Source organism: Pseudoalteromonas sp. XMcav2-N (genome assembly GCF_024124545.1).
Classification (GTDB): domain Bacteria; phylum Pseudomonadota; class Gammaproteobacteria; order Enterobacterales; family Alteromonadaceae; genus Pseudoalteromonas.
The window spans coordinates 109,484-130,676 of sequence record NZ_JAMXSF010000005.1; the positions used below are offsets into that span (position 1 = coordinate 109,484).

General features: G+C 48.1%; 21 protein-coding genes. 8 read left to right on the plus strand and 13 right to left on the minus strand.

The window, feature by feature from the left end:
- Positions 1 to 45 precede the first annotated feature (45 nt).
- Positions 46 to 600, plus strand: a complete 555-nt coding sequence (locus NH568_RS08515; protein ID WP_253046253.1) for an NADAR family protein — start codon at positions 46 to 48, stop codon at positions 598 to 600.
- A 68-nt stretch (positions 601 to 668) separates the two neighbouring features.
- Here NH568_RS08515 and metG read toward each other — a convergent pair whose 3' ends face one another.
- On the minus strand, positions 669 to 2,705 hold the full coding sequence (metG, locus tag NH568_RS08520) for a methionine--tRNA ligase (RefSeq protein WP_253046254.1): 2,037 nt from the start codon (positions 2,703 to 2,705) through the stop codon (positions 669 to 671).
- A gap of 240 nt (positions 2,706 to 2,945) precedes the next feature.
- On the opposite strand from metG, the gene NH568_RS08525 reads away from it, so the two are divergent.
- From NH568_RS08525 to NH568_RS08535, 3 genes are all read left to right on the plus strand, one after another.
- Complete coding sequence (locus NH568_RS08525; RefSeq protein WP_253046255.1) at positions 2,946 to 4,028, plus strand: Mrp/NBP35 family ATP-binding protein; 1,083 nt, start codon at positions 2,946 to 2,948, stop codon at positions 4,026 to 4,028.
- 3 nt (positions 4,029 to 4,031) lie between these two features.
- Positions 4,032 to 4,619 carry a dCTP deaminase gene (gene dcd / locus NH568_RS08530; RefSeq protein WP_138551343.1) on the plus strand — a complete coding sequence of 196 codons (588 nt, stop codon included), beginning with the start codon at positions 4,032 to 4,034 and terminating at the stop codon, positions 4,617 to 4,619.
- A 287-nt stretch (positions 4,620 to 4,906) separates the two neighbouring features.
- Positions 4,907 to 7,417, plus strand: a complete 2,511-nt coding sequence (locus NH568_RS08535) for an EAL domain-containing protein (protein WP_253046256.1) — start codon at positions 4,907 to 4,909, stop codon at positions 7,415 to 7,417.
- Here the strand turns inward: NH568_RS08535 and NH568_RS08540 are convergent.
- Both NH568_RS08540 and NH568_RS08545 read right to left on the minus strand, forming a co-directional pair.
- Entirely contained in the window at positions 7,368 to 8,195 is an 828-nt protein-coding gene (locus NH568_RS08540; RefSeq protein WP_253046257.1) for a CLCA_X family protein, read from the minus strand. The two genes, NH568_RS08535 and NH568_RS08540, sit on opposite strands and share 50 nt — an antisense overlap.
- Positions 8,185 to 8,793 (minus strand): tRNA-uridine aminocarboxypropyltransferase, encoded by a 609-nt coding sequence (locus NH568_RS08545; protein WP_253046258.1) that lies wholly within the window; start codon positions 8,791 to 8,793, stop codon positions 8,185 to 8,187. The genes NH568_RS08540 and NH568_RS08545 overlap by 11 nt, the downstream gene beginning before the upstream one ends.
- A 127-nt stretch (positions 8,794 to 8,920) precedes the next feature.
- Here NH568_RS08545 and NH568_RS08550 point away from each other — a divergent pair, with 127 nt between their 5' ends.
- Complete coding sequence (locus NH568_RS08550) at positions 8,921 to 9,265, plus strand: Hpt domain-containing protein (protein WP_138551339.1); 345 nt, start codon at positions 8,921 to 8,923, stop codon at positions 9,263 to 9,265.
- Positions 9,266 to 9,464: 199 nt separating this feature from the next.
- The gene (locus NH568_RS08555) at positions 9,465 to 10,682 is read left to right on the plus strand and encodes a pyridoxal phosphate-dependent aminotransferase (RefSeq protein ID WP_253046259.1); all 1,218 of its coding nucleotides are present in this window, start codon (positions 9,465 to 9,467) and stop codon (positions 10,680 to 10,682) included.
- Positions 10,683 to 10,699: 17 nt separating this feature from the next.
- Here NH568_RS08555 and NH568_RS08560 read toward each other — a convergent pair whose 3' ends face one another.
- From NH568_RS08560 to NH568_RS08590, 7 genes are all read right to left on the minus strand, one after another.
- A complete protein-coding gene (locus NH568_RS08560; RefSeq protein WP_253046260.1) occupies positions 10,700 to 11,380 on the minus strand; it encodes a M15 family metallopeptidase in 681 nt (226 codons plus the stop codon).
- Positions 11,377 to 12,516, minus strand: coding sequence for a succinyl-diaminopimelate desuccinylase (gene dapE / locus NH568_RS08565; RefSeq protein WP_253046261.1), 1,140 nt, complete (start codon positions 12,514 to 12,516; stop codon positions 11,377 to 11,379). The genes NH568_RS08560 and dapE overlap by 4 nt, the downstream gene beginning before the upstream one ends.
- A complete protein-coding gene (locus tag NH568_RS08570) occupies positions 12,513 to 12,863 on the minus strand; it encodes an ArsC family reductase (protein WP_054016830.1) in 351 nt (116 codons plus the stop codon). Before NH568_RS08570 ends, dapE begins: the two co-directional genes overlap by 4 nt.
- The gene (locus tag NH568_RS08575) at positions 12,860 to 13,366 is read right to left on the minus strand and encodes a PTS glucose transporter subunit IIA (RefSeq protein WP_253046262.1); all 507 of its coding nucleotides are present in this window, start codon (positions 13,364 to 13,366) and stop codon (positions 12,860 to 12,862) included. Before NH568_RS08575 ends, NH568_RS08570 begins: the two co-directional genes overlap by 4 nt.
- On the minus strand, positions 13,366 to 13,746 hold the full coding sequence (locus NH568_RS08580; protein ID WP_253046263.1) for an ACT domain-containing protein: 381 nt from the start codon (positions 13,744 to 13,746) through the stop codon (positions 13,366 to 13,368). Before NH568_RS08580 ends, NH568_RS08575 begins: the two co-directional genes overlap by 1 nt.
- A gap of 146 nt (positions 13,747 to 13,892) precedes the next feature.
- Positions 13,893 to 16,040, minus strand: a complete 2,148-nt coding sequence (gene pta, locus NH568_RS08585) for a phosphate acetyltransferase (protein ID WP_253046264.1) — start codon at positions 16,038 to 16,040, stop codon at positions 13,893 to 13,895.
- A 3-nt stretch (positions 16,041 to 16,043) separates the two neighbouring features.
- The gene (locus tag NH568_RS08590) at positions 16,044 to 17,243 is read right to left on the minus strand and encodes an acetate kinase (RefSeq protein ID WP_253046265.1); all 1,200 of its coding nucleotides are present in this window, start codon (positions 17,241 to 17,243) and stop codon (positions 16,044 to 16,046) included.
- A 325-nt stretch (positions 17,244 to 17,568) separates the two neighbouring features.
- Between NH568_RS08590 and yfbV the strand changes: the two genes are divergently transcribed.
- A complete protein-coding gene (yfbV, locus tag NH568_RS08595; RefSeq protein WP_138551364.1) occupies positions 17,569 to 18,012 on the plus strand; it encodes a terminus macrodomain insulation protein YfbV in 444 nt (147 codons plus the stop codon).
- A 49-nt stretch (positions 18,013 to 18,061) separates the two neighbouring features.
- Here the strand turns inward: yfbV and rlmA are convergent, their stop codons facing one another.
- From rlmA to xthA, 3 genes are read right to left on the minus strand one after another with little or no spacing between them, the layout of a single operon-like run.
- Positions 18,062 to 18,865 (minus strand): 23S rRNA (guanine(745)-N(1))-methyltransferase, encoded by an 804-nt coding sequence (rlmA, locus tag NH568_RS08600; protein ID WP_253046266.1) that lies wholly within the window; start codon positions 18,863 to 18,865, stop codon positions 18,062 to 18,064.
- Complete coding sequence (locus tag NH568_RS08605) at positions 18,862 to 19,488, minus strand: energy-coupling factor ABC transporter permease (RefSeq protein ID WP_138551330.1); 627 nt, start codon at positions 19,486 to 19,488, stop codon at positions 18,862 to 18,864. Before NH568_RS08605 ends, rlmA begins: the two co-directional genes overlap by 4 nt.
- A 5-nt stretch (positions 19,489 to 19,493) precedes the next feature.
- Positions 19,494 to 20,303: an exodeoxyribonuclease III gene (gene xthA / locus NH568_RS08610; protein ID WP_253046267.1), complete on the minus strand. Its 810-nt coding sequence runs from the start codon at positions 20,301 to 20,303 to the stop codon at positions 19,494 to 19,496.
- 295 nt (positions 20,304 to 20,598) lie between these two features.
- Here xthA and NH568_RS08615 point away from each other — a divergent pair, with 295 nt between their 5' ends.
- The gene (locus tag NH568_RS08615; RefSeq protein ID WP_253046268.1) at positions 20,599 to 21,030 is read left to right on the plus strand and encodes an exonuclease III; all 432 of its coding nucleotides are present in this window, start codon (positions 20,599 to 20,601) and stop codon (positions 21,028 to 21,030) included.
- Positions 21,031 to 21,193 lie beyond the last annotated feature (163 nt).

A 21,193-nucleotide genomic window follows, 5' to 3' on the forward strand; every position in this document is an offset into this window, starting at 1 on the left:
TAGCCTCCGAGCATGAGTGAGACACATTATACATAGGAAGTCTTTGTGGTAATAAGCAGTAACGCGCAATTACTCGAATACATTGCGAAATCAACAAAAACAAACTTTATCCTTTTCTGGGGTCATCAAAAACCTAAGTCAGGCGTCTCTAAGTCCTGTTTCAGTCAATGGTATCCGGCACGTTTTGAGCAGCACGGGTTAGTATTCAAAACCGCTGAGCATTACATGATGTATCACAAAGCAATGCTGTTTGAGAATGCTGACATAGCTTCACGCATTTTGCACTGTGACCACCCCAGTGAGGTCAAAAAACTAGGTCGTGAAGTAAGCGGTTTTGATGAAGCCACTTGGAATGCAAAGCGGTTCAACATTGTTATCAGTGCAAACCTGCTGAAGTTTGGTCAAAACCCAGAACTGAAGACGTTCTTGCTCTCAACAAACAAGAGCGTTTTGGTTGAGGCGAGTCCGGTTGATAAGATTTGGGGGATAGGTCTGGCGGAGGACCATGAATTTGCAAGTGTGCCTCAGAAGTGGCAGGGGCTTAATCTGCTGGGCTATGCTCTGATGGTAGTGCGTGACCAGTTGTCACAGGAGCTGTAAACAGTTTAACCGAAACAAAAACGGGCCTGATGGCCCGTTTGTTCAATCTAGCTTAATAGCAGCGCTGATCACATCACGCGCATGCCAGGCTGTGAGCCTTCGTCTGGATTGAGGATATAGATCTCTTTTCCGCCAGGGCCAGCAGCCAATACCATGCCTTCTGACATACCAAAGCGCATTTTACGAGGCTTCAGATTGGCAACCATGACTGTCAGTTTGCCGATCAGATCTTCCGGAGCATAGGCCGATTTGATACCGGCAAAGACCTGGCGGGTCTCTCCACCTAAGTCCAGTGTCAACTTCAGGAGCTTGTCTGCGCCTTCAACGTGCTCTGCATTGGCGATTTTAGCCACACGCAGGTCAACTTTAGCAAAATCATCGAACTCGATTTCGTCAGCAATCGGCTCTTTAGCCAAAGGGCTGTCAGCAGCTGGTTGTGCACTTTGCCCGCCGACTTTTTTCTCCAGGCTTTCTTTTGACGCGTCTACCATTGCATTGACTTTGTCCAGTTCAACACGTTGCATCAGGGCTTTAAACTTGTTGATTTCATGGTCGACAAGCGCCGTTTCCAGGCCTTCCCAGCTCAATTCAGTGTTCAAGAAGGTTTCTACATTCTTAGCCATACCAGGCAGGATAGGCTTAAGGTAAGTCAACAATACACGGAACAGGTTCAGACCCATTGAGCATACCTGGTGTGCACGTTCCAGTGTGTCTTCATTCTTAGCAAGTACCCAGGGGGCTTCCGCGTCGATGAACTGGTTAGCCTTGTCGGCAAGTGTCATGATCTCACGCACAGCACGGCTGTATTCGCGGTTTTCATAGTGACCGGCAATGCTGCCTTTGGCAGCCACAAAGCTGCTTAACAGTGCTTCATCCATCACCGTATTGCTTAGCTTACCGCCGAACTTTTTAGTAATGAAGCCCGCACAGCGGCTGGCGATATTGACAACCTTACCGACCAGATCTGAGTTCACGCGTTGCGCGAAATCTTCCAGATTCAGATCCAGGTCTGTTACACCGCTGTTCAGTTTAGCAGCATAATAGTAACGCAGATATTCAGGGTCCAAATGTTCCAGGTAAGTACGTGCTTTAACGAAAGTCCCCTTAGACTTAGACATTTTAGCGCCGTTTACAGTGACAAAACCGTGCGCAAATACATTATTTGGCTTTCTGAAGTTAGCGCCGTCGAGCATTGCTGGCCAGAACAGACTGTGGAAGTAGATGATGTCTTTACCAATGAAATGATATAGCTCGGCATCAGACCCCTCAGCCCAGAACTCGTCAAAGTTAAGGCCCTGTTTGTCACAGAGGTTTTTGAAGCTGGCCATGTAACCAATAGGTGCATCCAGCCATACGTAAAAGTATTTTCCTGGTGCGCCCGGGATTTCAAAGCCGAAGTAAGGCGCATCACGACTGATATCCCACTGTTGCAGACCATCTGCAAACCATTCATCCAGTTTATTGGCCATCTCAGCTTGCAAACTGCCAGAGCGAAGCCAGGTTTTTAGCATGTCTTCGAAAGCAGGCAAGTCAAAGAAAAAGTGTTCAGAATCTTTGAGAACAGGTGTTGCCCCAGACATTGCTGACTTTGGTTCAATCAGCTCGGTTGGGCTGTACGTTGCGCCACAGGCGTCACAGCTGTCTCCGTTTTGTTCTTCGGCTTTACAGTTTGGGCAAGTACCCGTAACAAATCGATCGGGCAGAAAAATACTTTTTTCAGGGTCAAACAGTTGAGAGATGGTACGCTTCTTAATGTGCCCTTTGTCATTCAGGCGAGTATAAATCAACTCACTCAGCTCACGGTTTTCGTCACTGTGGGTGCTGTGATAGTTGTCAAACTCAATATTAAAGTCGGCAAAGTCACGCTGTCTTTCAATGCTGACTTGCTGAACCATTTCTTCTGGCGTGATGCCTTGTTTTTGGGCGTTCAGCATTATAGGTGTGCCGTGAGCGTCATCTGCACAGACATAATAAGCCTCATGGCCTTGCTGCTTCTGGAAACGAGCCCAGATGTCGGTTTGAATGTACTCCAACAGGTGACCCAGGTGAGTCGGTCCGTTAGCATAAGGCAGTGCACTTGTTATGAGAATTTTTCTCTTTGTCATAGTTATTCCGTGAAAATAGAGCGGCTCAGTTTGGCTCTGTAGATCTGGCGCCTGGCATCATGCACGGTGCTTATCGATACAGAGAGCAAAAACTTCGGCCCGGTCAGCCAGTCTGTTGTGATAAAAGACTGACCAGAACGGCTGGGGAAATCCCAGCAGACGCGAATTTGACTGGTTTTAATGAAGTGAATGTTACATAATTCCTGCGCCCATTTCATCACCTCAAGGCGTTTTATTTGTATGTTTGGTATTGAAAAACTATTTACCAGGAAGGACCCCATAAAAGAACAGATTAAAACTCATCTGCAACACTATCGTAGCGCGATTTTTCCTATGGGCATTGATACGCAGTGGATTACGGATATTTCACCCGATAAAGCGGAAAAAATGTCCTGGCAAGTTACACTCAAATTGCCTTTTGCCGCATCAGGGCAGGGAGCTGTGCTCTCTTCTCACCTGAGTGAATCTTTGAATGCGGATGTCCGCGTGAAATGCCAAAGTGAAATCGCCGGTGTGGCTCAGTTTAAACAAATTAAACACATTGTTTTGGTCGCATCAGGAAAAGGCGGCGTTGGCAAATCGACCACGGCCGTAAATCTGGCAGCAGGACTTGCTTCTCAAGGGGCACAGGTGGGCATTCTGGATGCGGATATTTATGGTCCCTCCATCCCTTCTTTGCTGGGATTGAGTGGGCAACAGCCAGAGGCACTGGACGAAAATACGCTAAAACCATTTGAAAAAGATGGCATAAAAGCCATGTCTATTGGTTTTTTAGTGGCTGAGGACGATGCGACGGTCTGGCGTGGTCCAATGGCATCACAGGCATTAACTCAATTGTTAAATGAAACGGCCTGGGGAGAATTGGATTATCTGGTTGTCGATATGCCACCAGGTACAGGTGATATCCAATTGACGATGACCCAAAAAGTACCCGCCAGCGGCGCAATTGTGGTGACAACGCCTCAGGACCTGGCATTGGCAGATGCGCAAAAGGGCATTGCAATGTTCAATAAAGTCAACCTGCCTATTATTGGCCTGATAGAAAATATGAGTTATTTTTCATGCCAGCATTGTGATGGCAAAAACGCCATTTTTGGCAGTGAAGGGGGCGCTAAACTGGCCGCGCGTCATGGTGTTCCGCTGCTTGCTGAAATACCACTGGATACCGGGATCCGAGAAAACTCAGAGCTCGGCGCCAATATCACAGCTCAATCACTGCCGATCAAAGACCATTATATTTATTGTGCGCAGCTGGTAAGCAGCATGTTGTATTTACAATCACAATCGACTCAAGGGGTCGAAATTCTAATAACGGATGACTAAGTAATGAGACTCTCTGACAGAGATATAAAAGAAGCTATCAAAAACCAACACATTCAAATTGAGCCAACGCCGGCCGATGAGATGATCTCAGGAGTGACCGTTGATTTGCGTCTGGGCAATAAATTTCGTGTGTTTCAGGATCATGCTGCACCCTATGTTGATCTGAGCGGGCCCAAAGAGCAGATCAACGCAGCGATGGAATCCATTATGAGTGATGAAATTGTACTCGAAGATGGCCAGGCTTTTTTCCTGCACCCAGGTGAACTGGCTTTGGCTATGACTTATGAATCTGTGACCTTACCTGCTGATCTTGTCGGTTGGCTTGATGGTCGCTCATCTTTGGCTAGATTAGGCTTAATGGTGCACGTAACCGCACATCGTATCGATCCGGGCTGGTCAGGAAACATTGTTCTGGAGTTTTATAACTCTGGTAAATTGCCCCTGGCATTGCGACCTAAGATGAAGATTGGCGCACTGAGTTTTGAAACCCTGAGTAGCCCGGCAGAGGCACCTTACAACATGCGCAAAGATGCCAAATATAAAGGTCAAAATAGCGCGATTGCCAGTCGGATAAGTGACGATAATCGTTGATAACTAAATAAATATTTTTCATATTGGATAGTGTGTGATTGAGCACTGCGCGTGTCACACACGACCTGAACCTGCCCTCATCAGCCAGTGCTAGTTGCGGAATTTTTATATTGGCACTGGCAATTCAAACTTCAGCTTCCATACTTAACATTAATGCTACAAGGTAATGTGAAAAGCAGCACGTGTCTGCCGAGTTGATTGCAAATACCTGAAGCCAGCTAAACCGGGCTTAGCCTTAGCAGGCCTGTTAATTGAACGAACTCTGCCACTTGCTCAAGGAGGTTGGGATGTGGTTAAGCGTGATACGCGTAATAGCCGTTTTGTTGACTGTCATGGCTGTTCTGATGTTGGATAGCGCAGCGCAATCCAATGAGCCCTCAGAGGGTTCGCTGGCACCGATGTCACTTAGAGTATACAGCGATGCGACCAATCAACTTGGACTTGCAGAAATTCGTCAGATGGCTGAGAGTATGACCTCGGCTGGACAGAGTATTCGACTGCAGCGGGGTATAGCGACCTGGGTACGGATTGATATACCTGCAAACCCAAACAATGAACGGGTCATCTACACCCAGCCTGTTCAGGGTGTACTCAAGTTTTATCTGGAGCGCTCAGGAAAACTGATTCAATACACGCTGATAGCGCCAACTAAAGAGCTTGTATCGTCTGCACAGTCGGTATTGCCCCACGTAAAAGTACCCAGAGGTATGCAATCTGCACAGCTTTATATACAGGCTCAGGGGGCTTACCCACAATGGTTATCAATGGTAGCAGTACACGAAGCTGAATTTGTGCAGTTGCTTAGTCGCAAGGTATTTTTGTTTGGTGTTGAAACGGGCAGCATCTATTTTGTTGCCTTGTTTCTTATGCTCATGGCCGTGTCTCAATTCCGTCCCGGGTTATTGGCTCTGGGGGGATACGTATTACTGGTCGCGGTTATCAGCGGCGCGGAAAGTGGCGTGAATATGTTATTATTCCCCACGACTATCAGTAGCGCAATGGCAACTTATAGCAGTCAGCTGTTTTTGCTTTGCCTTGCCTGCGTGCTGTGTTTTTTCCACTACTTTGCGGTGGAGAAAAGATTAAACGAACAGCATAGGTATTATTTGTGGCGGCTGTTATGGAGCTTGTTACTGGTGGTCTGTATCAGTGCGCCATTACATACTGGCTATCAACTGCTGTTCCAGGTGATGGCCGGATTGGTTGTTACGGCTTATGTATCTTATTTACTTTGTATGCAACCTTCACAGTATCAACATGAAGCACGCATATTAGCCATTGCTTTTCTGCCCGCACTGGCGTTGCTGGTGATTCTGATGTTGGGGCAATTGGGTGTGCTTGCATTGTCTCATTACTTTTTAGTCAATCATTCCTTACTGACTGGCCATATATTGTTGTTGGCCTATTACGTTTACTGGCACGAACGGCAAAAGAAGCTGCTGTTACTTAAGTATGCAAACCATGACAAAGAAACCGGGCTGCCCAACCGTCACATGCTGCAAAAAGCGCTGGACGGGTTACAAAGTACTCATCAGCATCACACATTAGTGATGTTTCGGCCTAAAGTGTTGAGCGTAATCCGGTTAAATATGGGGTGGGATTATGCAGCGATACAGTTGAAGTCGTTGCTAAAAAAAGTCCAAATCCAACTCGACACTTATGGTCGAGTGACGGTTGCCGCAGAGCCTAACAGTCGCACAGAGATATATCGACTGGATGATACGCTGTTTGCCATTGTCTTACGTGGTAAGTTGGAGTTGAGTCAGGTTGAGCAGTATGCATGCTTGTTGGCGTCCATTTTTGAAGAAGGGGTTAGTTTTAAGGGGGAATTGTTGGTTGATCAGTTGGAAATTGGTGTTGCCAGCAACCCCGTCCATGCCCAAACTACAGAGGCTTTGATGCAACGCGCATTACAGGCGATATCGACACGCCCCCTCGGGACACAAAAGTGGCAATTATTCGATCATAACGACTCTTTGTATCTGGAGCGGCGAATCAAAGTCGCCTCTTCTTTAAAATATGCCGTAGCACAGAACCAGTTTTCTCTCTATTTTCAGCCTCAGGTTAAGCTGCAACAGGGTGAAGTGTTTGGGGCCGAAGTCTTGCTACGTTGGCATCACCCAGAGCTAGGTGTGATCCCACCAGATGAGTTTATTCCTATTGCTGAATCGTCGGGCATGATCCCCGAAATCACAGACTGGGTAGTTGAGCAGGCGTTGACTGCACAAGCAGAGCTGTGTTGTGTTTATCCGCAGCATGTCCTGTCACTGAATGTCTCCGGAAAAGACATTGGCAGAAAGGATCTTGCCGTGCAATTGATCACTTTGATCAGCCAGCTGAACCTGGCTCCCTCACAGCTGATGCTGGAAATTACAGAATCTGTCACTTTGGCAAATGAGGTTGACCTTAACGAAATCATAGATGGCTTCAAAAGGCTGGGTGTCAAAATGGCCATTGACGATTTTGGCACGGGTTATTCATCGCTGGCATACTTAAGCCAGTTGGGTGTTGACGAAATCAAAATTGACAAGAGTTTCGTCATGAACATAGCCAGCTCGGCGACCAACCAGACGATTTGTAAGGCTACCTGTGATATGGCACATAACCTGGGCTCTCAAGTTGTTGCTGAGGGTGTTGAGAGTGTGCAAAGCTATCAGATGTTGCAAGCTTTTGGCTGTGATATTGGTCAGGGGTTTTACATTTCCCGACCCCTCCCGTTTGCAGAGTACCGCAGCTGGTTGACGGAATTTATTGCATTTGACGATATAACGCAGCACCTAGCATCCGAAAGTAACTAGAGGTGGCAAGGCATGTTTCAGCCGCAATGGTTTCGCCCGGAAAGCCACCTTGACGTGCCAGTTCAGAGCCAAGCACATCGTCTACCAAAAAGGCATTTCGGATATGAGTATCAGTGGCTATGACCCATTCAAAAGCCCGAGCTGTTAACTCTTGTGGTCGTGCGTAGTATTGGGTGCCGCGTGCTTTGTCTAGTAACGCAGCATGCTTAAAGTAGTCGCTGGGCTCTAGGCCGTGGCTATCCAGCAGCAGGAGGCGAAATAGCGCATCAAGCTGCTGATTAAGCGGGTGTGACAGATTCGGCGTATGAGTAAGCCAAAGTGCCGATGCAAAGTCATGTGCGCTTACTTTGTCGAACATATGCTTAGCAATATAGTGATCAAACGCGTGCCACCATTCATGCGCCAGCGCGCCGCCACCGGCGTTTTTCGCCAGCGCCAGCGTCCGTTGACTGCTGTCATAATGCGCCTGAACGCCAGCTTGTCCACCGCTGCCAAATGCTAGATTCAATGTGCCTCGCAGACCAATTGCGACAGGGGGAATTGACAAAATCTGGGTCAGGTCGGCCAGAGCATCGTAAACTAGGTTAGCGGCAATATGTTGTTCTTGTTTGTCGACCCAGGCGCCTAGTGTTATGGTTTTAAAGCCAAAGGTTGTCCTTATTTCGTCAAAACTGGCTTGGTCGCCGAAGCGATAATCTGGTCCACGGCGGTAAAACCGGCGCTTCAAACGATTACGAGAGGTATTCATCGAGCGATTATTCGGCCGGTTATTCGTCATGCAAATACCGTTGCTTGACATGAGCTGGCATGAACCGGGTTTGTTGCTCTATCATCCCTGCCAAAGCGTGATACAAAGGTTCAGGTGAAATTGCTTCATACAAGTGCAAAAAGTGGGCTGTCGCCTCAAGTGTTGACAGGCTAAATGCCTGTTCGGCTTTGCGAATGTGATACTGATTTTTTGGCAAGTCGGCGAATGAGACATGAGGAAGGCTCATCAACCAGGGGTTGAGCATAAGCATTTTGTGGACTTTTTTCCAGGTTCCATCCAAAACCACTAAGGTTTCTATGGCTGGTAGAGTTTCTCTTTCCGCGGGCGCTGGCAGTGTTGTGGCACGTTCAGAAGGGTAGAGTAGCGCACATAGGCTTGAGCAAAGCTGCTCGCGCACTTGCGCAAAATCTGTTTCAGATTCACCAATGACAACCTCAAGGTTACTCAGCTGCAATGATAATAAGCGAACCGTATTCTTAGCTACTTTGACTTCACTGGGGTGTTGTAACACCAGTATCTTACAGTGATTTTTGAGAGGCTTGCCCAGGAACTTGCAGACGCAGGTCTGCTCAGGGAAGTGGCAGTGATTGCAAAGTGTTCGTTTCATCGCATTATTTTACTGTTTTTTATGCTGTAGATCATATCATAGTTTGCAGTTTAGGGCCCTCTTAGCTAGCATTAACCTTAAGAGAGGCTGTTGGTGGGTTTGTTAGCCAGATAGTGAAAGGACTAATATGAACGTAATAATAGATGAAGCTTGCCTGGATACGATGCAGTCCCTGTTAGGCGAGCAATTTTCAGATACCTTAGTGTTTTGCATCAGTGAATTCGAACGATTAGAGCGTGAAGTCAGAGAGTCATTACCTGTTGATCTTGAAGCTGCTACACGTAACGCACATAGCTTAAAATCCAACGCTGCGCAGTTTGGAGCAATGAGTCTGTCTGATAGTGCCCGTGAAGTAGAAATGCTGCTTTTGCAGGGGGATGTGAACTCGGCCAAAGAGGCGCTTGGCAGTTTGTCACAGCAAGTGATTGGCTCTACTACTAAGCTGCAACAGTGGTTGATGGCTAACGCATAAGCGTGGCAAGTATCTGCATCTCAAAAACTGACAGCTCAAGGGCGTAATTGAGCTGTTTTCTCTTTGTTATCTCCCCCTGAACAAGTGGCTGCGAGCACGGTTCGATCATCGTCCTATTCCCCTTTTAAAACTCTGTGCTGAATGTGCTTTTCTTCCTGTCAGCAGGGCGCTATTCTAGGAGCCTGAATGGGGAGAAACAATGATAAAAATTACTAAAAGCAGCAAACTCAATGGGGTATGCTACGACATTCGCGGGCCCGTATTGTCACAGGCAAAAAAAATGGAAGACGAGGGCACTAAAGTCCTCAAACTGAACATCGGCAATCCGGCTGCGTTTGGGTTTGATATGCCCGAAGATATGCACCGTGACATCATTCGCAATTTGTCAGATGCTCAGGGTTATTGTGATTCCAAAGGACTGTATTCCGCCCGGGTTGCAGTTTATCAGCACTACCAGCAGAAAAGCCTGCCAAACATCAGTGTCGACAACATATTCATCGGCAATGGGGTGAGTGAGCTTATCCAGATGGTAACTCAGGCACTGTTAAACGACGGCGATGAGGTACTGATACCTGCACCTGATTATCCTTTGTGGACTGCGTCTGTAAAGCTGTCGGGCGGTAAACCCGTGCACTATTTGTGTGATGAAGCCGCCGACTGGTTTCCTGATTTGGCTGATATCAGAGCCAAAATCACACCTAAAACACGCGCTCTGGTATTGATCAATCCAAACAATCCAACTGGTGCTGTCTACAGTAAAGCGCTTCTTGAGGGGCTTATTGATATTGCCAGAGAGCATAACCTGTTGCTGCTCAGCGATGAAATCTATGAAAAAATCCTCTACGACGGAGCCGTGCACTGGTCAATTGCATCTTTGTGTGATGATTTACCTGTGATCACCTTCAATGGGTTGGCGAAGACTTATCGGGCAGCCGGTTTACGGATGGGCTGGATGGTACTGAGTGGAAAAGTGTCAGTGATGAAGGACTTGATAGATGGTCTCAATATGCTGGCATCGATGCGTTTGTGTGCCAATGTGCCCGCACAATTTGCGATCCAACAGGCACTCGGAGGAGTACAGTCGATAGACGCATTGATCCAACCTGGCGGGCGTTTGTATGAGCAGCGTCAGATTGCGTGGCAAGGGTTGAATGATATTCAGGGAGTGTCCTGTGTTAAGCCTATGGGAGCACTATATGCTTTCGCTAAAATAGATACGCAACATTTTAATGTGAAGAATGATGAACGAATGATGCTGGATCTGTTGCGCGAAGAGAAAATATTGCTTGTGCATGGCAGGGCATTTAACTGGCCACAGCCGGATCATTTCCGGTTGGTATTCTTACCGCATATGGATGAGCTGGAGCCTGCCATGGCCAGGATGCAGCGATTTTTCGCACATTATCGCCAGCAATAGTGGCCCCCGACACTGAGCTATTCACAAATGTTGTCGATGTACTGGGTGTATAGCGTCGGCAACATCTCCAAAATGGTGGGTCTGGCTGCAACTTCATGACTGCGGATCACTGTTGCCAGTGTCTCCACACTTAAGGCCTCCATCATACCCGCAGCACTCAGCCTGTGACTGATATGCCACGGCTCGGCAGCAACGCCACCCTGATAACGCTGATAGGGCCGAAAGAAACCGAATTCAGCCAGGTGTTCGCTCATCCAGCCATTAAATTCAGCAAATGGTCCACCCTGTTCATACTCCCAGGGCTCCAGCTGCAACTTTTTATCTGCGGGCAGGCAATTGCTGGCGTACACATCCAGATCGGTACCGAAGTGGTGGCGGCTGGCACCGGGGAGAGCGGAGTAGAGCATAATGGCGTGTACACGGGCTTGTGGTGTCAATAAAGACAGGTCGACCGGCTCATTTTGACTGTTTAACACCGGGCGCAACCCCTGAGCCTTGTTATTCCAGATCAGGCACTGCCGATGAAAGTCGCGATGAGCCGAAGCAATAGAAAACGTAAATCCGGCTTGCTTTGCTGCTTTACTCAGTGCCAACAGATCACGTTGTATGGCACTGTGAATGAACACATTGGCATACGAGATCAGGTGGCTGGTGGACAGGCCACATGCCTGAGACGCAAGTGTGCTGAGGTGGTTCATGTGAGCAGCTTTTCCAGGATCAGCTCATAGATTTCAGCAAGCTGGTCGAGTGACTTCACACTCACACGCTCGTTAACCTGATGAATGGTTGCATTGACAGGGCCCAGTTCGATCACTTTACAGCCGGTTTGCGCAATAAATCGCCCATCGGAAGTACCACCCGTTGTTTCCGGGTTTGCATCAATGCCAGTCACCATTTTAACGGCATCCAGTGTGACATTTAACAGTGGACCCGGTTCGGTTAAAAAGGGCAGGCCATTCAGTGTCCAGTGAAGTTCATAGTCCAGATCATGCTTGTCGAGTATCTCACACACTCGGGCTTTGAGCTGCTCTGCTGTGACTTCTGTACTGAAGCGAAAATTAAACTGTACATCCAGGTTGCCGGGGATCACATTACCGGCGCCGGTGCCACCATGGATGTTTGAGATTTGGAAGCTGGTGGCCGGGAAAAACGCATTTCCTTGATCCCATTGTATGGTGCTGAGCTCAGTCAGCGCCGGTGTAGCCTGGTGGATTGGGTTTTTGGCAAGGTGAGGGTAGGCAACATGACCTTGCACGCCCTTGATGGTGAGGTGTCCGGTCAGTGAGCCTCGGCGTCCGTTTTTCACCACGTCACCCAATTGTTCTCTGGACGACGGCTCGCCAACCAGGCACATGTCTATTTTTTCATTTCTGGCTTCGAGCAAATCAACTACTTTAGTCGTGCCATTAATAAATGGACCCTCTTCATCTGAGGTGATCAGAAAACTGATCGACCCGTTATGATCAGGAAAACGCGCGACAAAACGCTCTGTGGCTACCACCATAGCCGCCAGTGAACCTTTCATATCGGCGGCGCCACGGCCATGCAACATACCGTCGTTTATCTCTCCTGAAAATGGTGGATAACGCCAGTCTCGCTCATTACCGACAGGTACAACATCGGTGTGCCCTGCAAAGCAAAAATGCGGCCCCTGTGTGCCTTTACGTGCCCAGGTATTGAGCGTATCAACAAAAAAGTGCTCTTCGACTTTAAATCCCAGTGCACTGAGACGCTCGTTGATCATGGCCTGACACCCAGCGTCCTCTGGGGTCACAGAAGGGCGCTGGATAAGGGCTTTCGCAAGCGCGACTACCTCACTTTGAGTTTCACTCATAGCGAGAAAATGTCCTGATATTGTGGTGCTTTAAAGCCAAGGTGATACTGGCCAGCGTGGAGCAGAATAGGGCGCTTGATCATCGCAGGCGCTGCCAGCATATGTTTTTGGGCACTATCTGCATCAAGGTTTTGCTTGTCCTCATCACTGAGAGCGCGATAAGTGGTGCCACGTTTATTGAGTACATTTTCCCAGCCCAGTGCGTCAACAAACTCCGCCAGCATCTGCGCGTCCAGACCGTCTTTGCGATAATCATGAAAGGTATAGCTGATGTCGTTTTGTTCAAGGAATTTTTTGGCTTTTTTAATGGTATCGCAGTTGCTGATACCGTACATAATGGTGGTCATAAATTACATGCCCTGGCTAATGTGATTAGCGGATCTTTGCCCGCAGTGACTTGATTTAAAGGATAATAACATGGTCCCAGCTTGTCTGCATTGAGCAGTATTAAAGTGCCCAGAATGTCGACGTCGCTCGGTACATCGAAATAACACAAAATATCACCCATCGTGACCCGTTTTTTGCCATAGCTGTGTTGAATAAGGTGCTCTGTTTTTCGATATTCTGTCGGCAGCAGCAGGTGCAGGAGTATCAGCAAACCAGTCTTTGTCCTGAGTATAAACTCGCAGCCCTGTTGACTGATTTTTTCAACTTTTGCCGGGCAGGGGGCTAACATCATCGCTGAGTTGAGTTTGACACATACGCCCGGGCCCAGCATACCGCTGGCAAATAAAGGCTCAGGGTGATGACTGAGTGGATGTACTTTACCGGTAAAGGGACTGGCAATGTGCATGATCGGATTGGCAATTTGCGCAATGGGCGCGTAATTAATCTGCTGTGATAAATGCATCAGACAAACAGGTATCCGTCTTTTTTGAGTGCTTTAATGGCGTCAGGAAGTTGTGCTTCTTTGACCAAAATATAATCTGTGTCATAGGTCGAAATCGAAAAAATAGAGACATTGGCGCTGGCCAAAACGCCTGAAATATTGGCCATGATACCGGTCAGAGAAAAACCCAGCGGACCAATGATTTCAAGTGCACGCCAATTTGGTTCAGTTGCAAAGCTGTCAAATTGGAGTGTGCTTGGACAAACAATGGAAAGCTCTTCGGAGGTTTTTGCTATGAAGAATATTTCCGCGGACATCACCTCTGCGGGCACAGCCTGCTCACTATCCAGACTATGGATGGTAAAATTGTGTGGCAATACCTGCAATGTTTGCTTCGACATATCCGAGTCCTGACACCTGTGACTCTTTCATAGTATAGCCAAGCATGGCCAAAAGAAACCTTTTTCCGTTGACTACACACCTTGTTAAGTTGTAATTCGGAAAGCCTGTGTGCTTCCCGAATTAGGTGACGAACCAGGTTGAGGTGTTACTGATCGTTTTGTCCCGCCTGAATAGCGGTCAGAGCAATCGTGTAAACAATATCATCAACCAGCGCGCCGCGGCTAAGGTCGTTAACGGGCTTGCGCATACCTTGCAGCATGGGCCCTATGCTGATCAGATCGGCACTTCGCTGTACGGCTTTGTAAGTGGTGTTTCCAGTATTGAGGTCCGGGAATACAAATACCGTCGCTTTACCAGCTACTTTGCTGTTTGGCGCTTTCTTACGTGCAACATTTTCCATAATGGCTGCGTCGTACTGCAGTGGCCCGTCGATATCCAAATCCGGTCGTTTTTCTTGCGCAATACGCGTAGCTTCACGCACTTTGTCAACATCGGCTCCCTGGCCAGATGTACCGGTACTATAGCTTATCATCGCCACTTTAGGCTCAATGCCAAATGCGGCAGCAGACTCAGCAGACTGGATTGCAATGTCAGCCAGTTGCTCAGCGGTGGGGTCCGGGTTAATGGCACAATCGCCATAAACAAGAACCTGATCGGGCAATAGCATAAAGAACACAGAACTGACCAGTGACGAGTCCGGGGCTGTTTTGATTAGCTGAAGTGGTGGACGAATGGTGTTCGCGGTCGTGTTGACTGCACCCGATACCAAACCGTCCACTTTGTCTTCGGCCAGCATCATGGTGCCCAGCACCACATTGTCTTGTAGTTGCTCTGCCGCCACAACTTCCGTCAGGCCCTTGTTTTTGCGCAGCTCAACCATAGGCGCTATGTACTTTTCAACCTCTTCATTGGGATCGAGAATGGTGACATTGTCATTCAGCTCGACCCCTTGCTGCGCGGCGATACGTTCGATTTCTTCTCTGTCACCCAACAGCACTGTTTTGGCAATGCCTCGCTCACCACAGATAGCTGCGGCTTTAATGGTACGAGGCTCGTTGCCCTCTGGCAGTACTATGGTCTTATTTGCTTTACGTGCTGAATCTGTCAGCAAGAAACGAAACGCCGGAGGCGATAACTTTCGGGTTCGGGCCACGCCCTGAGCCAGCGAGTCCAGCCAGTCGGCGTCAATATGATCGGCATTATGTTGCTTCACTTTGTCGATGCGCTGTTCATCATCAGCAGGGACTTCCATATTAAAGTTATGCAATAACAACGAGGTCCGCCAGGTATCTGCAGTGGTAGCCAGGATTGGCAGGCCCGTTGCCATGGCTTGTTCGCACAGCTCCATGATTTTGGCTTCTGGTTTGAATCCGCCAGTGAGCAAAATGGCACCCAGCTTTGTTCCGTTCATGGCACTCAAGCAGCCCGCAACCAGAATATCGGAGCGGTCACCTGGCGTGACCAACAGGGCGCCTGGTGTAAAGTGATTGAGGATATTTGAGACAGTTCTGGCACAAAAGGTGACTCGTCTTAAACGGCGATGCGCCATGTCACCGGCGTTGATCACCTCCGCGCCCAGATAGTTACTCAGGTCAACCACACGTGGCGCGACCAGATCAAAATCCCACGGAATAGCACCAAGCAACATAAACGGATGCTTGCGGAAGATGGGCAAAGAAGCCAGCCTGTTTAGCTCATTCTCCAATTGCTCCGGCTCATGTTGATCAACCAGATCGGCACGTGCCCGGCCATCTTCATCAAGTGGTGCGTTTACTTTGTTAAAGATACAGCCTAGTACCCGAGCGTGGTCGACGCCACCATAGTTGCCCGCGGCAATTTCCAGGCGGTCTTCGAGTTGGTTATTGCTGTCGTTGCCCGGGGTGAGTACAAACACAATATCTGCACCGAGTGTCTGGGCGATTTCCCGGTTGACACGGCCTGCGTAAGGCTGACGACGTGTTGGCACCATGCCTTCGATAATAGCCACTTCACCCGGGTTAATAGCACTTTCAAAGCGCTCGACTATTTCTTCGAGTAAATCGTCGCCTTTGCCATCGCCAATCATTTGTTCGGTATAGCTCAGCTCAAATGGTTTAGGCGGGGAAATAGAAGATCCCTGTTGTACAATCAAGGTTGATTTTTCCGGGCCTGTGTCTTCTTTCCGGGGTTGTGCTATTGGCTTAAAAAAATTAACCGCAACGGCTTTTTGTTCCAACGCGCGCACCAAACCAACCGACACGGACGTTAAGCCAACGCCGGTTGAAATAGGGATCAGCATAATACGACGGCTCATGGTTTAGTGCTCCTGTGCCAGTTGCGCGGCATCATGGGCAATGACCCATTCTTCATTCGTTGGGATCACCCATGCTTTGGTCGCAGCGCCAGCACGGGTAATTTCACCCTCTTTGCCAAAGCGGGCATCGAGGTTTGCCTGCGCATCAATCTCCATCCCTAAAAAGCCGAGTTGTTCAACCACTTTTGCGCGGATCACATCTGAGTTTTCGCCAATACCACCGGTAAATACCAGCGCATCCACGCCACCGAGGGGCACTGCAAAGCTGGCAATTTGCTTAGCCAGGCGATAACAAAACATGTCCAGCGCCAAAGTTGCCTGGGGGTGTCCATCTGCGGCGGCTTCTTCAATGGTACGGCAATCATTCGACAATTCACTGATCCCCAACAAGCCACTTTGCTTGTTCAGCAAGGTATCGACTTGCTCTACGCTATAAGCTAGCTGGTTAACCAGATAGGAAAACAGGCCCGGATCGATATCACCGCTGCGAGTACCCATGATCAGGCCCTCCAGTGGCGTCAGTCCCATGCTCGTATCGACCGATTTACCATCTTTTATTGCACAAACAGAGCAGCCGTTACCCAGGTGTGCGGTAATAATGCGAGAACTTTTTTGCTCAAGGTCTAATGCTTTGATGGCTTGAGTCGATACAAAATAGTGGCTGGTGCCATGGAAGCCATAGCGGCGGAGCCCATGGGATTTGTATAGCTCGTAGGGGAGCGCGTAGAGATACGCAGTAGGCGCCATGCTCTGGTGGAAAGCCGTGTCGAATACCGCAACCTGGGGCAAGTGACTGAATGCCTGAGTAGCAGCATCTATGCCCAGCAGGTTGGCTGGGTTGTGTAACGGAGCCAGATCGGCTGTTTTGACAATAGCCTGGCGCACAGTGTCATCTATCAGTGCGGAGTGTGTAAAGTGCTCACCGCCATGCACTACGCGGTGACCGACTGCAACCAGTTCTTTATCCAACCCAAGGGACTTGACCAGTTCAACCAGTTTGTCGATAGCAACCTGGTGGGCGTCGCCAGTATTGAGTGTGACAACGTGCTTTTGGCCTTCATGCTTATATTTTATCTGTGGGTCGCTTTCGCCGAGGCGTTCCGCGAGTCCAGAAAGGTGTTCCTGCGCGGTGTTTGGGTCTATGATTGCGAACTTGAGGCTGGAGCTGCCACAATTGAGTACCAGAACATGGGAAGATGACATAATGACTATCCGTTTTGACAATAACTGTTATTGCGTATTAAGCTAAATGAAAAGGCGCATTTAGCTACATATTAGACTAAGGTATAATTGACGAGTATGAAGTTAATTTTACCCGATTTTTTTAAGAAACGTTAGGCCATCGGTATTGGTTTATCGTGATTTGTTGCTCGTTTTGTTGGTTCGAAAGTAGGCAACGGTCGATGACAAGTAAGCTACAGGTTAATAGTGTTGCTCCGCTTCACGAAATTGACCAAATGTAAGTTGTCAGTTGCCGTGTTAAGCTGATATAACGAGTAAAAATTTGCCCTTGCACCCGGGAGTTATGATGCAGAAAAGTCTTATTTCACAAGTGCAACTTGGACGTCAGTACGCCAAAGAGTGGCCAATGCGCAAGGAATTGACGCTGTTATTTCCCGAATTCAGAGTGATTAAAGCGACTGAATTTGCCCTGCAGGTGATGCCTGTGTTGGCAGTTATTTCGGTTTTTATTCAGACTTCGTACCTGGGAATGGCGTATCTTCCTCAGGCCATCACCATTGCTCTGTTCTTTTTGTCTTTACCAGTACAGGGGTTGTTGTGGCTTGGTAAGCGGGCAGATACACGCCTGAATCCGGCGTTGAATAGTTGGTACAAAGAGCTTTATCACAAAATGGTAGCCAATGGTTATCAGGCCGACGCGTCACGGGATCCCAAATACCGTGAGTTGGCAAAACTGCTCAAAGATATGTTTGAGAAAATGGATAAAGCATTTGCAAAAGAAAACCTCTGACAGCTCAGAGGTTTTCTTTTATCTGGTATGAGTGTTGACGAAAGCCTGCTCAGGACTTTTGATAGCGGGTTACCAAGAAAGAGAAGGTGACCTGGTGGTCCGCCGCTTGTTCCAGCGTTTGATAGTGGCTCTCTTTGAACTTCCACGCGAATGGGGTCATCTTGATCAGGTGCTTAATAACCTCTGTGGCCACTTGCTGTGTTTGCTCCAGGTGAAGCTGTTCCACTTCAACAAATCCTGACGGACAATCTGGTGCGTCGTGCAGGCGAACGTCATCATAGATATGTTGTTTTAACTCATACAGGTGCTTAGGTCCCGGGCTGACAACCAATAATTGCCCTTCGGGCTTTAGCAGGCGAGCCATTTCCTCTGCAAATACTGGGGCGAACACACTACACAGCACATCGGCCTGTCCAGCTAAAAATGGCGCATCTTTAATCGAAGCGACACTGAAGCTGGCCTGAGGGTAGCGTTTTGCGGCGTATCTGATAGCCGGTTTAGAAATGTCCACACCAAACACCTGGCTGGATTCAGGTAGTGCGCTGGCAATGGCCTGCGTATAAAAGCCCTCTCCACAGCCCATGTCTATGACAGACTCGCATGGCATAGCTGAAATGGTTTGTGCAAGATGGGTCTGTAAAAACTGATAGTGCTCGGTTGCAAAAAAAGCACGCCGGGCTTGCACCATATCCAGGTTATCACCAGGCTGGCGGGAGTTTTTAAACTGGACCGGAAGCAGGTTAACATACCCTTCTTTTGCCACATCAAACTGATGATTGTGCTCACAACGAAGCGTCTTGTTTTGCTCAGCCAAAGGTGCCGAGCAAATTGGGCAGCGATAATGCAGCGTCATTTATCTAAGTAATCCCTATCATAAAAGGTTTTGACCCAGTGTGGTCGGTAGGTGATCAGTAAAGTGATGGCCATTCCGTTAAGCATGGCTTCCGGAAACCACATGATGATCGCGTAAAAAATATAGTTGTCGACCAGCACAGGCCAGTCATAAAGTCCGATACTGAGGTAATACAGTGCACTTATCGCTATCTTACTGGCTGCTACCAGACCTCCACACAAAAATGCACAGACGAAGATATAGACGAAAAAGTGGCGGCTGAGAAAATGATAACAGAGTAAAAACAGACCATAGCTCAGATAGACAGGTAGCAGGGCTGTAAACAGCCAGAATGTCCAAAAGTTATCGATGGGCATAGGGCCAAAGAAATAACTGAGCAAAGTTGCCAGCGTCGTGCACAGCAGGCCCATATGCCAGCCAAGTGTGAGTGTCGCCGCAGTGATCCCCAAAATATGGATAGACAGTTGCGGTAAAATACCAGCCTGGATCTGCCACAGCAGCGCCAGTACCAGCGCACAAGCCAGCACACCGGTTTGCCGTGCCGGCGTTTGCAGCAGCGCCTGATACTGGTGCTTATTGATACTCAGGGCAAACAAGCCCATGGCTACAAGAGCGGTAAACATATCGACTATAGATCAAACGTTGCCCATACCGGCGCATGATCAGAGGGCTTTTCGATACCACGCAGTTCATAATCAATGTCGCTTTCGACACATTTGGCCATCAAAGGGGCTGTGGCCAGAACAACGTCGATGCGCAGACCGCGATTGTCATCGAATCCTTTAGAGCGATAGTCAAACCAGGAATATTTATCACAGGCATCCGGGGTTAGTTCACGGAAGGTATCCTTGAGACCCCAGTCCAGTAAAGTCTGCAGCCATTCACGCTCTATTGGCTGGAATGAGCACTTACCGGTTTTCAGCCAGCGCTTACGGTTAGGCTCGCCAATGCCGATATCCAAATCAACAGGGGAAATATTGATATCACCCATGACTATCAGATTTTCGCCGTTGTCTGCTGTTGTGTTCAGGTGGGTCATTAAATCAGCATAGAACTGACGTTTGTACGGAAACTTGGTTTCGTGATTAATGTTGTCACCCTGGGGGAAGTAACCGTTCATCACCGTGACGTCTTCACCATTGTCACCTTCAAAGGTGCCGATGATCATCCGCTTCTGCGACTCTTCTGTATCTGTTGCAAACCCTTTTTGGATCAGCTTGGCGGGTTTTTTTGAGAGCAGTGCGACACCATAGTGTGCTTTTTGACCGTGAAAATAGACATGGTAGCCCATTGCTTCAACGTCCGCGACGGGAAAGGCTTCGTCATGTACTTTGATCTCCTGCAAGCCGATCACATCGGGTTGATGTTTGTCGATCAGGGCTTGTAGCTGGTGCAGGCGAGCGCGCAGGCCATTTATATTGAATGAGATAACTTTCATCGTTGTTGTTCTTAATTTGCATATAGTCAGTGACGCTAAGTCTATCATTTTTGTCTGCATGAATGGAGGGGGAGGTGCGAATTTAGCAGGGTATGTTCGGCCCTCTAAGTGTTCTAAAAATTGGGAATTGTGACATCTAAAATTGTTAATGAATGCGAAAATTGTAACGGCTTTAAAGCGCCTGATTAGGGAGTTGTGAATAGGCTATTAAATGATCAAGAAAGTTCATTTTTACCATTTACACACTAAAACTTGTATATATAATGCGCACCAATTCGTTTATTTGGGGTAAATTATGTTTAAGTCTCTCTCTCTTGTTACACTGATCTCGATTGCATCTTTTTCTGCTACTGCTGCACCAGTTGTGAGCGGTAACGCATCACCAGAATCTAAAGTATGCGCTATCGCGGCGGAACAAGGTCTGAGTGCTGCACGTGCATATGGAGCGAAGCACGGCGTATTCGTATCACGTTTTTCTAAGACGCTTGAGTGTAACGGTGAAGACATCCGTTCATTTGCCAAACAGGCACAGATTGAGTCTGCGAATACCGAAGCGAAAGTGAAACTTGTCGCTAAAAACAGTACGGTTGCAACTGAGCTTTGCCTAAAAGCAGCCAAAGAGGGACTTTCCAGTCTGGGCAAACTTCGCCATCAGACACGTAACCTGAAGTGCAATGATGTACCAGTTAAGCAGTTTATTAAAAACATCAATAATACCGCTATCTAAATATCCGCGATAAACGCAATAAAAAGCCCGCACAGCGGGCTTTTTTGATCTTGCTATAAATATACTTTAAGGGGAGCACAGGACGGTTCCCATGTATTCCATATGCTTAAATGTAACCTCTGCATTAATTTGTTTGTCTTTTGTATTACATAAATGTTCTTAA

Bases quoted from the DNA above. Each gene is read 5' to 3' on its own strand.
- metG (WP_253046254.1), bottom strand. From the start codon at position 2,705: ATGACAAAGAGAAAAATTCTCATAACAAGTGCACTGCCTTATGCTAAC.
- NH568_RS08525 (WP_253046255.1), top strand. From the start codon at position 2,946: ATGTTTGGTATTGAAAAACTATTTACCAGGAAGGACCCCATAAAAGAA.
- dcd (WP_138551343.1), top strand. From the start codon at position 4,032: ATGAGACTCTCTGACAGAGATATAAAAGAAGCTATCAAAAACCAACAC.
- NH568_RS08535 (WP_253046256.1), top strand. From the start codon at position 4,907: ATGTGGTTAAGCGTGATACGCGTAATAGCCGTTTTGTTGACTGTCATG.
- NH568_RS08540 (WP_253046257.1), bottom strand. From the start codon at position 8,195: ATGACGAATAACCGGCCGAATAATCGCTCGATGAATACCTCTCGTAAT.
- NH568_RS08545 (WP_253046258.1), bottom strand. From the start codon at position 8,793: ATGAAACGAACACTTTGCAATCACTGCCACTTCCCTGAGCAGACCTGC.
- NH568_RS08550 (WP_138551339.1), top strand. From the start codon at position 8,921: ATGAACGTAATAATAGATGAAGCTTGCCTGGATACGATGCAGTCCCTG.
- NH568_RS08555 (WP_253046259.1), top strand. From the start codon at position 9,465: ATGATAAAAATTACTAAAAGCAGCAAACTCAATGGGGTATGCTACGAC.
- NH568_RS08560 (WP_253046260.1), bottom strand. From the start codon at position 11,380: ATGAACCACCTCAGCACACTTGCGTCTCAGGCATGTGGCCTGTCCACC.
- dapE (WP_253046261.1), bottom strand. From the start codon at position 12,516: ATGAGTGAAACTCAAAGTGAGGTAGTCGCGCTTGCGAAAGCCCTTATC.
- NH568_RS08570 (WP_054016830.1), bottom strand. From the start codon at position 12,863: ATGACCACCATTATGTACGGTATCAGCAACTGCGATACCATTAAAAAA.
- NH568_RS08575 (WP_253046262.1), bottom strand. From the start codon at position 13,366: ATGCATTTATCACAGCAGATTAATTACGCGCCCATTGCGCAAATTGCC.
- NH568_RS08580 (WP_253046263.1), bottom strand. From the start codon at position 13,746: ATGTCGAAGCAAACATTGCAGGTATTGCCACACAATTTTACCATCCAT.
- pta (WP_253046264.1), bottom strand. From the start codon at position 16,040: ATGAGCCGTCGTATTATGCTGATCCCTATTTCAACCGGCGTTGGCTTA.
- NH568_RS08590 (WP_253046265.1), bottom strand. From the start codon at position 17,243: ATGTCATCTTCCCATGTTCTGGTACTCAATTGTGGCAGCTCCAGCCTC.
- yfbV (WP_138551364.1), top strand. From the start codon at position 17,569: ATGCAGAAAAGTCTTATTTCACAAGTGCAACTTGGACGTCAGTACGCC.
- rlmA (WP_253046266.1), bottom strand. From the start codon at position 18,865: ATGACGCTGCATTATCGCTGCCCAATTTGCTCGGCACCTTTGGCTGAG.
- NH568_RS08605 (WP_138551330.1), bottom strand. From the start codon at position 19,488: ATGTTTACCGCTCTTGTAGCCATGGGCTTGTTTGCCCTGAGTATCAAT.
- xthA (WP_253046267.1), bottom strand. From the start codon at position 20,303: ATGAAAGTTATCTCATTCAATATAAATGGCCTGCGCGCTCGCCTGCAC.
- NH568_RS08615 (WP_253046268.1), top strand. From the start codon at position 20,599: ATGTTTAAGTCTCTCTCTCTTGTTACACTGATCTCGATTGCATCTTTT.